Source organism: Limnohabitans planktonicus II-D5 (genome assembly GCF_001270065.2).
GTDB classification, from domain to species: Bacteria; Pseudomonadota; Gammaproteobacteria; order Burkholderiales; family Burkholderiaceae_C; genus Limnohabitans_A; species Limnohabitans_A planktonicus.
The window spans coordinates 177,117-191,557 of the sequence record NZ_LFYT02000002.1; the positions used below are offsets into that span (position 1 = coordinate 177,117).

General features: G+C 56.7%; 13 protein-coding genes. 6 read left to right on the forward strand and 7 right to left on the reverse strand.

What is annotated here, in order from left to right; genetic code table 11:
* Positions 1-758: 758 nt before the first annotated feature.
* Complete coding sequence (locus tag H663_RS22535) at positions 759-1,184, reverse strand: carboxymuconolactone decarboxylase family protein (protein ID WP_083451323.1); 426 nt, start codon at positions 1,182-1,184, stop codon at positions 759-761.
* 62 nt (positions 1,185-1,246) lie between these two features.
* Between H663_RS22535 and H663_RS22540 the strand changes: the two genes are divergently transcribed.
* Positions 1,247-1,837, forward strand: coding sequence for a peroxidase-related enzyme (locus H663_RS22540; protein WP_053176024.1), 591 nt, complete (start codon positions 1,247-1,249; stop codon positions 1,835-1,837).
* 39 nt (positions 1,838-1,876) lie between these two features.
* On the opposite strand, the gene H663_RS22545 is transcribed toward H663_RS22540, so the two are convergent.
* From H663_RS22545 to H663_RS22560, 4 genes are all read right to left on the reverse strand, one after another.
* Positions 1,877-3,085: an HlyD family type I secretion periplasmic adaptor subunit gene (locus tag H663_RS22545; protein ID WP_053176023.1), complete on the reverse strand. Its 1,209-nt coding sequence runs from the start codon at positions 3,083-3,085 to the stop codon at positions 1,877-1,879.
* Positions 3,082-5,271 carry a type I secretion system permease/ATPase gene (locus H663_RS22550; protein ID WP_083451322.1) on the reverse strand — a complete coding sequence of 730 codons (2,190 nt, stop codon included), beginning with the start codon at positions 5,269-5,271 and terminating at the stop codon, positions 3,082-3,084. The genes H663_RS22545 and H663_RS22550 overlap by 4 nt, the downstream gene beginning before the upstream one ends.
* Positions 5,264-6,505, reverse strand: a complete 1,242-nt coding sequence (locus H663_RS22555; protein ID WP_165803846.1) for a TolC family protein — start codon at positions 6,503-6,505, stop codon at positions 5,264-5,266. The genes H663_RS22550 and H663_RS22555 overlap by 8 nt, the downstream gene beginning before the upstream one ends.
* Positions 6,506-6,662: 157 nt before the next feature.
* Complete coding sequence (locus tag H663_RS22560; RefSeq protein ID WP_240620312.1) at positions 6,663-7,184, reverse strand: TetR/AcrR family transcriptional regulator; 522 nt, start codon at positions 7,182-7,184, stop codon at positions 6,663-6,665.
* A gap of 238 nt (positions 7,185-7,422) precedes the next feature.
* Here H663_RS22560 and H663_RS22565 point away from each other — a divergent pair, with 238 nt between their 5' ends.
* Positions 7,423-8,328 (forward strand): metal-dependent hydrolase, encoded by a 906-nt coding sequence (locus H663_RS22565; RefSeq protein WP_053176019.1) that lies wholly within the window; start codon positions 7,423-7,425, stop codon positions 8,326-8,328.
* Positions 8,329-8,373: 45 nt separating this feature from the next.
* Here the strand turns inward: H663_RS22565 and H663_RS22570 are convergent, their stop codons facing one another.
* Positions 8,374-8,796, reverse strand: coding sequence for an acyl-CoA thioesterase (locus H663_RS22570; RefSeq protein WP_053176017.1), 423 nt, complete (start codon positions 8,794-8,796; stop codon positions 8,374-8,376).
* A 10-nt stretch (positions 8,797-8,806) separates the two neighbouring features.
* On the reverse strand, positions 8,807-9,589 hold the full coding sequence (locus H663_RS22575) for an SDR family oxidoreductase (RefSeq protein ID WP_053176015.1): 783 nt from the start codon (positions 9,587-9,589) through the stop codon (positions 8,807-8,809).
* Positions 9,590-9,740: 151 nt separating this feature from the next.
* On the opposite strand from H663_RS22575, the gene H663_RS22580 reads away from it, so the two are divergent.
* The 4 genes from H663_RS22580 (at position 9,741) to H663_RS22595 (ending at position 14,439) form a co-directional block, all read left to right on the forward strand.
* Positions 9,741-11,432: an electron transfer flavoprotein-ubiquinone oxidoreductase gene (locus H663_RS22580; RefSeq protein ID WP_053176013.1), complete on the forward strand. Its 1,692-nt coding sequence runs from the start codon at positions 9,741-9,743 to the stop codon at positions 11,430-11,432.
* A gap of 194 nt (positions 11,433-11,626) precedes the next feature.
* Positions 11,627-12,598 carry a TRAP transporter substrate-binding protein gene (locus H663_RS22585; RefSeq protein WP_053176009.1) on the forward strand — a complete coding sequence of 324 codons (972 nt, stop codon included), beginning with the start codon at positions 11,627-11,629 and terminating at the stop codon, positions 12,596-12,598.
* 72 nt (positions 12,599-12,670) lie between these two features.
* Positions 12,671-13,165: a TRAP transporter small permease gene (locus tag H663_RS22590; RefSeq protein ID WP_053176006.1), complete on the forward strand. Its 495-nt coding sequence runs from the start codon at positions 12,671-12,673 to the stop codon at positions 13,163-13,165.
* Complete coding sequence (locus H663_RS22595; RefSeq protein WP_053176004.1) at positions 13,162-14,439, forward strand: TRAP transporter large permease; 1,278 nt, start codon at positions 13,162-13,164, stop codon at positions 14,437-14,439. Before H663_RS22590 ends, H663_RS22595 begins: the two co-directional genes overlap by 4 nt.
* Positions 14,440-14,441: the final 2 nt, after the last annotated feature.

Here is a 14,441-nt window from a genome sequence, read left to right on the forward strand (position 1 = left end):
GCAAACGGGCGAGCCATCAAAGGAAAGCAAGAAGAATAGCCGCAATAAGGTTCAGGTCTTCGTTGGCGGCAACAGAGCCGACTTGGGGCTGTGCCGAAACCCATAACGTCGGACTCTGCGAGTACCGACCTACGGGGCTTCGGGGTCTTGTAGGTCGGTGGTCGAAGACTCCGACGCTTGTGGGCAAACCGATAAAACATGAATTAGGCACGTGGACGGTTTGGTCAACGTCGGACTCTGCGAGTGCCGACCTACGGGGACTGGGGCTCTTGCAGGTCGGTGGTCGAAGACTCCGACGCATGTTGGCAAACCGACAAGACATGATTTAGGCACGTGGACGGTTTGGCAGACGTCGGACTCTGCGAGTGCCGACCTACGGGGACTGGGGCTCTTGCAGGTCGGCGGTCGAAGACTCCGACGCATGTGGGCAAACCGATAAAACATGAATTAGGCACGTGGACGGTTTGATAAACGTCGGACTCTGCGAGTACCGACCTACGAGGACTGGGGCTCTTGCAGGTCGGTGGTCGAAGACTCCGACAGATGTGGGCAAACCGACAAGACATGAATTAGGCACGTGGACGGTTTGGCAGACGTCGGACTCTGCGAGTACCGACCTACGGGGCTTCGGGGTCTTGTAGGTCGGTGGTCGAAGACTCCGACGCTTGTGGGCAAACCGATAAAACATGAATTAGGCACGTGGACGGTTTGGTAAATGCCGGACTCTGCGAGTGCCCACCGACGGGAGCCGCGACTTCTTAGGCCTTGGGTTCGATCACCTCTGTGGCGCTGCGAAAGGCGTCGATGGCGGTGGGGAAACCGCAATACACGGTGGCGTGGAGCATCAATTCACGAATTTCTTCGGGTGTGACGCCGTTGTTCAAGGCGCCACGTACATGGGCCTTGAGTTCATGCTGTTTGCCCAAGGCAGTCAGCATGGCCACGGTGATGAGGCTGCGGGTTTTCAGATCCAGCCCTGGGCGCTGCCAGACGTTGCCCCAGGCGTTGCGGGTGATGAACTCCTGCATGGGTTCGGTGAAGTCGGTGGCCCCAGCCAAAGCACGGTCCACATAGTCCGGCCCCATGACCTGGCTGCGGGTGGTCAAACCCGCCTGAAAAGCGGCGTCGTCAGGGCGTGCATCGCGGGCTTGTTGAGTGGAGGAATGTTGGGGTGTTGGGGACATGACAGGCTCCTGAAATATCTGTGAGCATAATCAAAAGCAAGACCCCCCAACTGGAGACCCCCATGAGCACTCGCTACCCTACCCCCGACATCCATGACTTGCCTGATGACATCAAAGCCAAGGTGCTGGAGGTGCAGGAAAAAGCCGGTTTTGTGCCTAACGTCTTTTTGGCTTTAGCCCGCCGCCCAGCCGAGTGGCGGGCCTTTTTTGCCTACCACGATGCCCTGATGGTGCCCGAGTCGGTCGGGCGCGAAAGTGGCCTCTCCAAAGGCGATCGCGAGATGATCGTGACCACCACCAGCGCGGCCAACCACTGCCTGTATTGCGTGGTGGCGCATGGCGCGATTTTGCGCATCTATGAAAAGAAACCGCTGGTGGCCGATCAGGTCGCCGTCAATTACCGCAAGGCCGACATCAGCCCGCGCCAACGCGCCATGCTCGACTTTGCGATGAAGGTCTGCCTGCACTCTGACGAGGTCGAAGACGCCGACTTTGCCGCCTTGCACGCACACGGCTTCAATGACGAGGACATCTGGGACATCGCGGCCATCACGGCTTTCTTTGGGCTGAGCAACCGCATGGCCAGCTTCAGCGGCATGATGCCCAACCCAGAGTTTTACCTGATGGGCCGCACGCCCAAAGTCAAAGCCTGAAACCCACCGGGCCTGCGGCGGCCAGGCGCTAACCCGCAATCAGCGTTCACTCAGGGATTGCGTCAGGGTTTTGAAGATGGGCTTGACCAGATAGCGCAACACGGTGTTGCTGCCTGTTTTGAGTTCCACGGTGGCCGTCATGCCCGGCTGGATGGCCAGGTCTTTGTCGGCATTGCCACTGAAGCGTCGACCTTCGGTTTGAACCCGCACCCGGTAGTAAGGTTGTTCGCCTTGCTGCACGTTCAAATTTTCATTGAGGGTGTCGGCACTGATGTAGACCAGCTTGCCCGACAAGGTGCCGTAAATGGCGTAGTCGTAGGCATCAATTTTGATGGTGGCATTGAGGCCTGGCTTGATGAAGGCGATATCGGTCGGGCTGACCTTGGCTTCAATGACCAGGTCATCCTCCAAAGGCACAATTTGCATGACCTCTTCACCCGGGCGCAGCACGCCACCACGGGTGGTCACGCGGACGTTTTTCACCACACCATGCATAGGTGAGTGGAGCACGGTTTGATCCAGCTGATCTTGCCTTTGGGCCATCACTTGCTCAATGCCTGCCAGATCTTCCTGGGCCTTGCTCAGCTCGGCCTGCGCGTCCTGAAAATACTTGTTGCGTCGGTTCGTGATTTGCGCCTGAATGTCAGCCAACTGCCGCTCCAAGCGCAGCACATCGGTCATGCTCACATCCCCTGTTTTGAGCAAGGGTCGGGTCATGTTCAATTCTCTTTGCGTGAGCCGTGCCATGGACTGCAGGGCTTGCACTTCTTCACGGATGGCTGAACTGCGTTTTTTGAACAACACCATTTGGGATTGCACAAACTCGGGGTATTTCAAGGTCTCGCGCGGAAACTTGGGTTCCCGGCCCAGCACTTCGGCCTGCAAGCGAGCCACTGTGACGGTCAACGCAGCCGCTTTGGCCCGTGTTTCCAGAAAGCCCGACTCCTGCCTTGTTTTTTCCAGTTTGACCAGGACCTGGTCACGCTGCACCACATCGCCTTCTTTGACCAACAGGTCTTCAATCACACCGCCATCGAGTGACTGAATGATTTGAGAACGTGCACTGGAAATCACCGAGCCGGGCGCACGGGTGATTTGATCCACCTCGGCAAAGTAGGCCCAGGTCACAAACACGGCCATCGTCAAGGTGATCGTCCAAAACAGCCAGCGTGAGCGGCGCAGGCTGCTGGACAGTTCATCCGCAGAAGATCCCGCGTCATGAGATTGAAGAAACCAGAAAATTTTCATGTTTTGACCCCTCCGGGCGCAATGGCTTCAGCGCTTGGCGCCGAGCGGGTGGGCGTCGGCGTGTTCTGACTCAGACGAGCAAGCACCTCGTCGCGAGGACCGTCCAGCACAATCCGGCCTCGATCCATGACCAGGACACGGTCCACATGCGGCAGCAATGCTGGCTTGTGGGTGACCACCACGATCACGGCATCTTTGGGCATTTCCTGGAACAGGTGGCGCATGACCTTGATTTCGAGCTGCCCGTCCATGGACGCGGTGGGTTCATCGAGCAGCAAGACTTTGGGACAAGCGAGCAACATGCGGGTCAGTCCGACCAATTGGCGCTGCCCGCCGGACAAACCACGACCACCTTCGGCGATGGTCAGCTCAAGACCTTTGGGATGGCTTTGGATGACGCCGTCGAGCCCCGTCATGGCCGCCGCGCGCAGGATTTGCGAGTCACTGGGCATGGGCAAGCCCAAAGTGAGGTTGTCACGCAAAGTGCCGTTGAACAGTCGGACATCCTGAGGCAAATACCCTATGTTTTCACGCACATATTCCGGGGCCAGATGCGTCACATCCACATCATCGAGAAACAGATGACCCGTCATGGGTTTGTAAAGGCCACCGAGCAACTTGATGAAGGTCGATTTACCCGAGCCGACGGCACCCAATATGGCAATCCGCTCGCCAGGACGAATTTGCAAGGCAGAAATATCCACCGTGGGCGTGTCTTTGGCATAGGCAAAGCCCACTTTGTCCATGCGCAACTGTCCGTTGCATTGCTCAGGCACCACCAGCCGTTCTTGTGGATCCCGGTCACTGGGCATGGCCATGATGGCATTGAGTGCTTTGAGGGCCAAACGGGCATGCTCCCATTGCACGATCAGACTGGACAATTGCGCCACAGGGGTCAGAGCCCGCCCTGAAATGATGGAGCAGGCAATCAAACTGCCCATGGTCAGATTGCCCGCATTGATGGCATACGCGCCCACGGCCACCATGCCCACATAGCTGATTTGCTGAAGCGATTGGGTCACGTTGCTCGACATCGAGGACATCATGCGCAACTTGAGTTCATTGGATGCCAAATGGGCTGTCATGGCCCGCCAGCGCGTCAACATTTTCCATTCGGCGTTGGCCGCCTTGACCGACTCGATGCCATCAATCGCTTCAATCAGCAAGCCGTTTTTGAGGTTGGACTCCTCCATGTGCTCTGCGGTCAGTTTTTCCATGGACCGGCGAAACGCCAAGCCTGCGAGTATGGAAACGGGCACCATGACAAGCGGCACCAAGGACACAGGCCCCGCCAACAAGGCGATCACGCCAATGAACAAAAGGGCAAACGGCAAATCGGCCATGATGAACAGGCTCGAAGATGTCAAAAAGTTCCGCACCGATTCGAACTGCCGAATCTGCGAAGCAAATGTGCCCACCGTCCCGGGACGGGCATCCAGTCGTATGTCCAGCGCTTTGCCAAAAAAAACAGCCGACAGTTCCTGATCGATCAGTTTGCAGGCCCTGTCCACCATGTAGGCCCTGACCTGTTTGATGATGAGTTCCAAAACGATCGAAATCACCACGCCAATGGTCAACACCCACAAGGTCGAATAACCTTTGGAAGGAATGACGCGGTCATACACCTGCATCGAATACAGTGCCGCAACCAACCCCAGCGTGCTCAGAACAAAGGTCGCCGCGACACCTTCAAAAAAAACAAATCGGTAGCGCCTGAGGCTAAAAGCAAACCACTCAGTGGCCGACATGGCCTGATGCCCAGTCTCTCCAGGCAAGGCAGGCGCTGTGGTCAATCGGTGCAGCGTTCCTTTTTGCGCCTCGTCAACGGTGACTGCGTAGGTTTCTCCGCTCTCATTTTGGGTGATCAAGGCACCCCGCCCGGAACGACCCCGCACCAGTCGCACCTGCTTTTCATCGGCAGAAATCCACAACAAAGGGAAGTGGTCAGGCTGCAATTGAGCCAGACTCAATTCGGTGATTTCAGCACTGGGAAACCGCCCACGCCACCAGGCTTTCATGCGCTCGATTCTGCTCAGGTCATGGACAGGCAAACCTGTGTCTGTCGATCCCATCATGCCAAAGCGGTGTACCGGTACAGCCTGGCCTTGAAGTCCGGCCAGACGCGACAGCAACATGGCCAAAGGGTGATCCAGCATGGGGGTGCTGGAAACATGCTCTTCAGTCATAAATGGATTCCAGATTGTCTAAATTGAGTTGCCCGCTGCTGAGCAATAGCCGAAGCTTCACCGCATAAAGTCCGTATTCGATTTCGCCCGCTGAATTGGCAGCCTGGATGCTTTCGCGCAAAGCGTTCAAAACATCCAGCCAGTTTTTTCGGCCAATCTGGTACTGCCTGAGATAGGAATCGACCACCTCTTCGGTGGCCTTGATCAGCTCTTGAGAGGTGGCGCGCTGCAATTGCAAAGACTGCGCTTCTGAAAGACCATTGCGCACCTGCTGCTCCAGTTGGCGTTCATACAGAGCGATGCCTTGCTTGGCCGTCTCGGCCCGGGCCTTTGCCGCCTCAGCAGCTGCAGCTGCAGACAAGCCAGCACCTGGGGAAAAATTCAAACTGAGATAGGTTTGATTACGGGCCCCTGTCATGGCATAACCTGGGCCCCCCAAGGCTTGGCGATTGACCAGATACAAACCTGGCCAGCTGGCGGCACTGGCGATCTGAATTTGTGCCAGGGCCACTTCTTCTAAAGCTTGAAGACGTCGCAATTCCCCAGAAAACGCTTTGGCGCTGGAGACGAGCTGATCATCTGGCTTGACCTGCCAAGGCAGCGTTCCCGGCAACTTGGGTTCACCGGCTTGCGGTCCCACCCATTGATCAAGTGTCAAGCGGGCCGTTTGCAATGCACGCTCCACTTGAATGCGCTCACTGGTCGACTGTTGTTTGCGCGCCTTGGCCAAAATGGCATCGGCTACCGGACTGATTTCAGACTTGACACGCCGTTCAATGAGCTCCACCAGCTTTTGGTGTTCTGCCTCGCTTTTTTTGGCCAGGATCAATCGTTCTTTCAAACGCAATATTTCAAAAAAAGTGGTGCTGGTTTGTTGCAAAAGGGATTGCCGCGCCTCCAACAATGCCGCCTCAGCCTGACGGACTGTCGCCTGAGCCAAAAGGATCTGACCCGTGATTCGTCCCCCTTCCCACAAGGGCTGCTGAATCAACAATGCCGTCTCAGGCTGAGAGTTGGAAGTTGTCCCCTGGACAGTGATGCTGGGAAAACGAGCCCATTTCGCAGCAACCACGTCCTTGTTGGCCGCTTGCAATTCAGCCAGCTTCGCTTGAACAGATGGATGCTTGAGGCCCGCCATGCGAAGCGCCTCTGACAGCTTGAGTTCGCTGGCACTCACAGGAGCCATCCATGCAGCAACGACACACCACAAGCCCACTACGCTGGACAATTTCACATGACCACTCATGACTCACCCCCAGAATTTGATAAAAATTCATCAAAATAAATATTTAGCAATTGTAAATGAAATTATTGCGCATATCTATAAATTTAATCAATCCTTGTCCATGATGGGTCAAAAACGCATGAATCAGTGACTCATTCAGGCACTGTCAAGTTTTCGGTGCCAACATGGCCCAGGCCAAATCAATGAGCACTTCTTCCAGGGCCGGACTGCTCAATAAAGGTGACTTTTCAAGACTGGCACTGCGCAAAGTGCCAATGATGGACCGGGTCAGAACGAACATCTGGGCCGCGTTGGGGACCTTCAGGCAAGGGTGATTGATTCGATCAAAGTGAATCGCCAGGCGATCTGACACTTGCCGAACCGCACTGGCAGTTTCATCAGGTTGCTCAAGTTTCCAGCACAAGCGGATCATGCTCTGGCTCAGCCCCTTGCCTGGCGTGAATCCCCGCAAGACGATGCGCATGGCCTTGCCCAACAAAACACGCGCATCCAATGACTGGACGTCTGCTCTGAGCTCCAATTCGGACAAATGCAAGTCCAGCGAATGCAAGACCAGCTCCGTCCCCCTGTGGGACATGGCTTGAACCAGCACCTCTTTGCTGGGAAAGTACTGGTACAAAGTGCCAATAGAAAAACCGGCAGCCGCCGCCACCTTGTTGGTGGTCAAACCGACCTCCCCTTCTCTGTCCAAAATCTGAGCAGCTGCCTGAAATAAGGTCTCTATGGTTTGTTGTGAACGTGCTTGTGTCGGTGCGCGGCGTTGTTTCTTCGGGCTTTCAGAGTGAGGCGGAACATTTTTGGACAACATGAATGTGACTCCTGAAAACATGAGCAGATAGCGAGTTGAGAGCAGGCCAATTAACCTGAATAATTCTCATATTCTGCCGCATCAAGGACTCTGCTCTATGCAAGCCACCCACAACGACACCCAAGTCCCGACCGATTTGACCATCCGCCATCTGTCTGTAGACCTGTCCAGAGGCTTTTCCCGCCATTGGAATGCCGGGGATGCGTTTTTGACGGCGTATGCCAATGCCCTGTCGATGAGCTTTCCGGTGGGGGAGCAGTCCTTCATCGATGCGGTCAAAAACGGCGTCAAAGCCTTGCCCGACACCCCCGAAAATGCCGACCTCAAAAGCGTCGCCAAAGGCTTTATCGGACAAGAGGCCACGCACCGCCACCTGCACGGCCTCTACAACGCCCACCTTAAAAAGCAAGGCCTGGTCAACCACTGGGGCCCTCGCGCCGAGCGGCGCTTGAAAAAAGGCCGAGAAGAATTTTTCAACAACAGCGACAAGGGCTATCTGCACGAATTGGCCATCACCGCCGCATTCGAGCACTACACCTCGATTTTTGGCGACCTGACGCTCGAGCGCATCGACCAACCAGGCGACTGGTTCGCCGGAGCTGAAGAGCCCCTCAAAACCCTGTGGCGTTGGCACTCGGCCGAAGAGTCCGAGCACAAATGCGTGGCCTTTGACATTTACCAACGCTTGGGCGGCAACCACACTTGGCGCATGCGCTGGTTCTGGTATGTCACGGTGCAATTCACCACCGACGTGCTGCGCCAAACGGTGAACAACCTCTGGCATGACAAGACCTTGTTCAAACCTTCGACCTGGTGGTCGGCTGGCAAATTTTTCCTGGGCCGCCACGGCTTGGTCTGGCGCGTGGCCAAACCCTTGTGGGCCTACACCCGCAAAGACTTTCACCCCATGCAAGTGGGCTGCGCAACCTTGTCGCAAGACTGGTTGCAAAACCATGCCGACCAATGGCGTGCGGTGGGCGCAACAGCTTCTAAAGCGGCGTAAAGCCCTCGCGCAAGGGGGTGCGCCCCAAAAAAACAGCAACAGCGCTCAGTCGCTGATCAAGGCCCGTACCCAGTCGGGCAGGGTCACCGCTTTTTGATTGGGAAAATCCACCCAAATGGTGGTCGCGCCCCCGGCGGCAAACACGACGCCAGGCTGGTCGGTGCGCTCCAGCGTGCACCAAGTCTCAAACGTGGTGCGCCCCGGATCACTCACAAACATCTTGGCCAGAATGTCACCCGGATATTCAAACTGTTTGTAGAAGTTGCAAAACGCGTTCACGATCACCGGGCCCTGCCCTTGCGGGTTGACCCGGCAACCGATCGCCTCAAACCAGTCGATGCGCAGCGTCTCCATGTAGCGAAAGTACAGCGTGTTGTTGACGTGGCCCATGGCATCCATGTCGCCCCAGCGGATGGGGATGACCAGCTCATTCACCTGTTTCTTGTGCTCAGGCAGCTCCAGCTTCATGGCCAGGCCCTCACAAGGTAAAACCGTCGTCGGCCGAAACGACTGCGCCGTTGATGAAGTGACTCTGGTCACTGGCCAGCAGCATCAACAAAGCGTCCAGGTCTTGCGGCTGGCCTACGCGCTTGCGCGGCAGCATGCTGATGAGTTTTTGGCCCTGCTCGGTCTGCCAGTGGTGGTGGTTGATTTCGGTGTCGATGTAGCCCGGGCAAATCACGTTCACATTGATGCCAAAACGACCCCACTCGACCGCAAAAGCCTTGGTCATCTGAATCACGGCAGACTTGCTCATACAGTACACGCCAATTTGCGGCAAGACTTTCAGGCCGGCCATCGAGGCGATGTTGATGATGCGCCCGCCTGTGAAGCTGCCCGGTGCCGCGCCCTTGGCCCGGGCCAGCATGCGTTTGCCCACCTCTTGCGCCACAAAAAACGCGCCGCGCACATTGGTGTTCATGATGAAGTCGTAGTCTTCTTCCGTCACATCCTGGATGCGCTGGGTGGTGCTCACGCCCGAGTTGTTCACCAAAATGTCGATGCTGCCCATCTCGGTCTCGGCGTGCGCCACGGCCGCTGCAATGCTGTGGCGGTCGGTCACGTCCATCTCGACCACATGCGCGTCGCCGCCAGCGGCCTCAATCTCGGCCCGCAGGTCTTTGAGTTTTTCCATGCGACGGCTGGCCAACACCACGCCCGCGCCTGCTGCGGCCAGGGTTTTGGCAAATTGAGCCCCCAAACCACCCGAAGCCCCCGTGACCAAGGCCACCCGGCCGGACAAATCGATTTCATAAGCCATGACAACTCCTTCAATAATGAACCCCTACGGGCAAAAACGGTTGACGCCATTGTGCGGGGCAAGCCGGGCAGAGCCGCATAAAATGAGTCACACGCCCGACACCCCTGTGTCTGGACATTTGTTTTGACACCTTTCTCAAGAAGAGACGTTCATGAGCCCCGAAGAAATCCTGAGCACCTACGGTCCCCGCGAATCCATGGAATACGACGTGGTCGTGGTCGGTGGCGGCCCCGGTGGCCTGTCCACAGCCATTCGCCTCAAACAATTGGCCGCTGAAAAAGGCACTGACGTGTCGGTCGTGGTCCTGGAAAAAGGCGGCGAGCCCGGTGCGCACATCTTGTCTGGCGCCATCATGGACCCCAAGGCCCTGAGCGAACTCTTGCCCAACTGGAAAGAGCTGGGTGCCCCGCTCAACCAGCCCGTGACCGACGACGCCTGGAGCTTTTTGAGCGAGACCGGTGCCACCCGCACCCCCGGCATTTTCTTGCCCGAGTGCGCGCAAAACCACGGCAACTACATCATCAGCCTCTCCAACTTCACCCGCTGGCTGGGCCAGCAGGCCGAAAACCTGGGCGTTGAAATCTTCCCCGGCTTCACCGCTGCCGAAGTGCTCTACAACGACGACGGCTCGGTCAAAGGTGTGGCCACCGGCAACATGGGTGTGGGTAAAGATGGTGAGCCGACCGAGAACTTCCAGCTCGGCATGGAGCTGCACGCCAAGTACACCGTGTTTGCAGAAGGCTCACGCGGCCATTTGGGCAAGCAACTGATCGCCAAATACAAGCTCGACGAAGGGCGCGATCCGCAGACCTACGGCATCGGCATCAAGGAAGTTTGGGAGATCGATCCCTCACGCCACACCCCCGGTTTTGTGATGCACACCGCCGGCTGGCCCATGAACAACGACACCTACGGCGGCGCTTTTATGTACCACATGGAAGACAACAAGATCGCCATTGGTTATGTGGTGGGCTTGGACTACGCCAACCCGTGGCTCAGCCCCTTCGAGGAATTCCAGCGCTGGAAAACCCACAACAACATCAAGTGGTACTTCACCAACGACCAAGGCGAAGTCAACGCCAAACGCATCGGCTATGGCGCCCGAGCCATCACCGCTGGCGGGCTGATGAGCCTGCCCAAGACCGTGTTCCCGGGCGGTGCCCTGGTCGGTTGTGACGCCGGTTACCTGAACGTGAGCCGCATCAAGGGCAGCCACGCCGCCATCAAGACCGGCATGTTGGCCGCAGAAGCCGCTTACGACGCCATCGTGGCGGGCCGCCAGCACGACGAGCTGAGTGCCTACCCCGAAGCGTTTGAAGCCAGCTGGCTCTACACCGAGCTAAACAAGTCGCGCAACTTCAAGACCTGGTTCAAAAAGGGCCTGACCGTGGCGACGCTCATGAACGGCTTCGAGCAGTTCGTGCTGCGCGGCCACATTCCCTGGACGCTGCGCCGCGACAAGGCCGACCACACCTACCTTAAGCCCGCGGCCGAGTGCGAGAAGATCGAGTACCCGAAACCGGACGGCAAGCTGACCTTTGACCGCTTGAGCAGCGTGTTCATCAGCAACACCAACCACGAAGAAAACCAGCCAGCCCACCTGACGCTCAAAGACGCTTCGGTGCCTGTCAGCATCAACTTGGCCAAATACGCCGGCCCTGAGAGTCGCTACTGCCCTGCTGGCGTTTATGAGTTCGTGAAAAACGAAGACAACTCCGACCGCCTGCAGATCAATGCGCAAAACTGCGTGCACTGCAAAACCTGCGACATCAAGGACCCGACACAAAACATCGTCTGGGTCACACCCGAAGGTGGCGGCGGGCCCAACTACACCGGCATGTGAAGCCGACACCCCTTTCAAGAGGCCCGTCAGGGCCTCTTTTTTTGGGGCGACTCACTGGGACAGGTCCGTCACCAAGGCATCACCACCCCCGCGAAAACCCTAGTCCAAATGGCCAATGATCACACCATAATTAACTTGTATGACAAATTGATCCGCAACTTGTCGTCGTCCACCGATCCACGAGGAGCTTTCGAATGAAATTGAGCAAACTGATGTTGGGCCTGAGTTTGGCCGTAGGTGTCATGGCCACGGCCTCTGCGCAAGTCACCATGCGCAACAGCATCTCTGTCGGCCAGAACTCCCACCAGGGTGAAGCCATCGACACCCTGTCCAAAGAGGTTGAAAAGCGCACCAATGGGCGCATCAAGATCCAGAACTTCTACTCGGGCTCTTTGGGTGGCGAGCGCGAATCCATCGAATCCGTGCAACTGGGCACACAAGAACTCGCCACCACATCGACCGGGCCCGTTCCCAACTTTGTGCCTGAAGCCCGAATTCTGGACGTGCCCTTCCTTTTCCGCGACAAAGCACACGCACGCGCCGTGCTGGATGGCCCCATTGGCCAGGAACTCCTGACCAAATTTGACGCCAAGGGCTTCAAGGCCCTTGCTTGGGGTGAAAACGGCGTGCGCCACATGACCAACAGCAAGCGTGCGGTCAACGAGCCTGGTGACCTCAAGGGTCTGAAAATGCGCACCATGGAAAACCCCGTGCACGTCGCGGCCTACAAGAGCTTGGGCATTGTGACCACCCCCATGGCTTTCCCTGAAGTGTTCACCGCTTTGCAACAAGGCACTGTGGATGGTCAAGAAAACCCGCTGTCGGTGATCATGGCCGCCAACTTTGACCAAGTGCAAAAGCACCTGACACTCACAGGCCACGTTTATTCGCCCGTGGTGATCCTGATGAACAAGGGTTCTTTCGACAAACTCAGCGCAGCTGACAAGCAAATCTTCCTTGACTCGGCCAAAGAAGCCGTCAAGGTCAACCGTGCCCGCGTAGACAAGGACGATGCCAACGGTGTGGCCGAGCTGCGCAAAAAAGGCATGACCATCATCGAGAACGTGGACAAGGCCAAGTTCGTGGCCACCATGGGCCCGGCCATGGCCGAGTTTGAAAAACAGTTCGGCAAAGCCAATTTGGACCGTATCCGCAACTTCAAGTGATTTGAATCTCGTCAAAACGCCCGCCTGTCTTGCATGGGCGGGCGTTTTTGATTTTGTCGTGAAGGAATTTTTATGCGTTCGCTCTATCTGAGCATAGAGAAGTGGACCACCGCTTTTTCGATGCTCGTGGCCTGTTTGATGCTCGCCTTGGCAGCCTGTTTGGGCATGCTGCAAATTTTTACCCGCTTTGTGCTGGAGACGCCCATTGAATGGACCGAAGTCATCATCCGCTTCAGCCTGATCTGGATGGTCTTCATGGGCATCCCCATGGCCTTTCGTCAGGGCGCGATGGTCAGCGTGGATGTGCTTTACCGCTGGAGCGGCCCCCGTATGAAAAAAGTCCTGGACACCGCTGTGGCCTTGGCCGCGCTGACCTTGGTCTGCATCATCATTTGGTGGGGTTGGGACTATGCCAACAGAGGCAAGGTTCAGTCCATGATCGGCTTGGAAGACGTGTCCATGTTTTGGGCTTACATGGCTTTACCCGTGGGCGCATGTTTCAGCGTGATCAGCATCATCGGCAATTGGCTCGATCCCCAGCGCCTTGAATTGGAGACCGCACAATGAGCGTCGTCATGCTTTGCACCATGGTGCTGTGCTTTGCACTCACCATCTCGGTGGCCGTGTCCATTGGTTTGTCGGCGATTGTCGGCATCCAGATTGGCAATGCCAACATGCTTATCTCCGTCAAGGAGATGTTCAACTCGATCAACAAATTTCCGTTGGCCGCCATCCCCTTCTTCATCCTGGCGGGCAACATCATGGAAACTGGCGGCATCTCGCGCCGCTTGGTGGAGTTTGCCAAGAGCATCGTCGGCGGTGTGCAAGGCGGCTTGCCAATGACCTGCGTTCTGACCTGCATGATTTTTGCGGCCGTCTCGGGCTCGTCGGTGGCCACCACGTTTGCCATCGGTGCTATCCTGATTCCAGCACTCATCAAACACGGTTACCCCACCACCTATGCAGCTTCTTTGCAAGCCACATCGGCCGAGTTGGGCGTGATCATCCCGCCCTCGATTCCCATGATCCTGTACGGCGTCAGTGCCGAAGTGTCGATTGGTGAATTGTTTATCGCCGGTTTTGGGCCAGGCCTGTTCATTGGCGTGGCCTTGATGTTCTGGGTTTGGGTGTATTGCAAATACAAAGGCTGGGGCAAAAACGATGGCGACGGCCGTTTGAGCTTTGGCAAGGCATCTTGGCAAGCGGGATGGGCGCTGCTGATGCCTGTCATCATTCTGGGTGGTATTTATGGCGGGGTGTTCACGCCTACCGAAGCTTCTGCAGTGGCGGTCTTTTACGCCTTGATCGTCGGCATCTTCATTTACCGCGAAATCAAGCTGAAAGACCTGGCTGTGATCATGCGCAAGTCCGTGCTGTCCAGCGCGGTGATCATGTTCATCATTGCCAACGCGGGTTTGTTCGCCTTCTTGATCACCCGCGCGGGCGTGCCGGAAGCGATTGGCCATTGGTTGCAGGACATTCTCCAGTCACCGTTCTATTTTCTTTTGGGCGTGAATGCAGCTTTGTTCTTGATCGGCATGTTCATCGAGACCAGCGCCGCCATCATTGTTCTGGCCCCCATCCTCGCCCCCGTGGCAGTTCACTTCGGCATCGATCCAGTGCATTTTGGTTTGATCATGGTTGTCAACCTCGCTCTGGGCATGATCACACCGCCTTTTGGGGTGAACTTGTTTGCAGCGTGCACGGTAGCGCGAATCTCGCTGGACCGGATGATCAAGGACCTGATCCCCTTCGTGCTGGTGATTCTGGTCTGCCTGATGGTGGTGAGCTATGTGCCTGCCCTGTCTTTGACATTGCGGGATTTGGTGTACGCCAAATAAAG

What these genes read in the sequence shown, in the direction of transcription:
- H663_RS22590 (WP_053176006.1), top strand. Translation starts at nt 12,671, where the DNA reads ATGCGTTCGCTCTATCTGAGCATAGAGAAGTGGACCACCGCTTTTTCG.
- H663_RS22575 (WP_053176015.1), bottom strand. Translation starts at nt 9,589, where the DNA reads ATGGCTTATGAAATCGATTTGTCCGGCCGGGTGGCCTTGGTCACGGGG.
- H663_RS22540 (WP_053176024.1), top strand. Translation starts at nt 1,247, where the DNA reads ATGAGCACTCGCTACCCTACCCCCGACATCCATGACTTGCCTGATGAC.
- H663_RS22550 (WP_083451322.1), bottom strand. Translation starts at nt 5,271, where the DNA reads ATGACTGAAGAGCATGTTTCCAGCACCCCCATGCTGGATCACCCTTTG.
- H663_RS22580 (WP_053176013.1), top strand. Translation starts at nt 9,741, where the DNA reads ATGAGCCCCGAAGAAATCCTGAGCACCTACGGTCCCCGCGAATCCATG.
- H663_RS22545 (WP_053176023.1), bottom strand. Translation starts at nt 3,085, where the DNA reads ATGAAAATTTTCTGGTTTCTTCAATCTCATGACGCGGGATCTTCTGCG.
- H663_RS22535 (WP_083451323.1), bottom strand. Translation starts at nt 1,184, where the DNA reads ATGTCCCCAACACCCCAACATTCCTCCACTCAACAAGCCCGCGATGCA.
- H663_RS22565 (WP_053176019.1), top strand. Translation starts at nt 7,423, where the DNA reads ATGCAAGCCACCCACAACGACACCCAAGTCCCGACCGATTTGACCATC.
- H663_RS22570 (WP_053176017.1), bottom strand. Translation starts at nt 8,796, where the DNA reads ATGAAGCTGGAGCTGCCTGAGCACAAGAAACAGGTGAATGAGCTGGTC.
- H663_RS22585 (WP_053176009.1), top strand. Translation starts at nt 11,627, where the DNA reads ATGAAATTGAGCAAACTGATGTTGGGCCTGAGTTTGGCCGTAGGTGTC.
- H663_RS22595 (WP_053176004.1), top strand. Translation starts at nt 13,162, where the DNA reads ATGAGCGTCGTCATGCTTTGCACCATGGTGCTGTGCTTTGCACTCACC.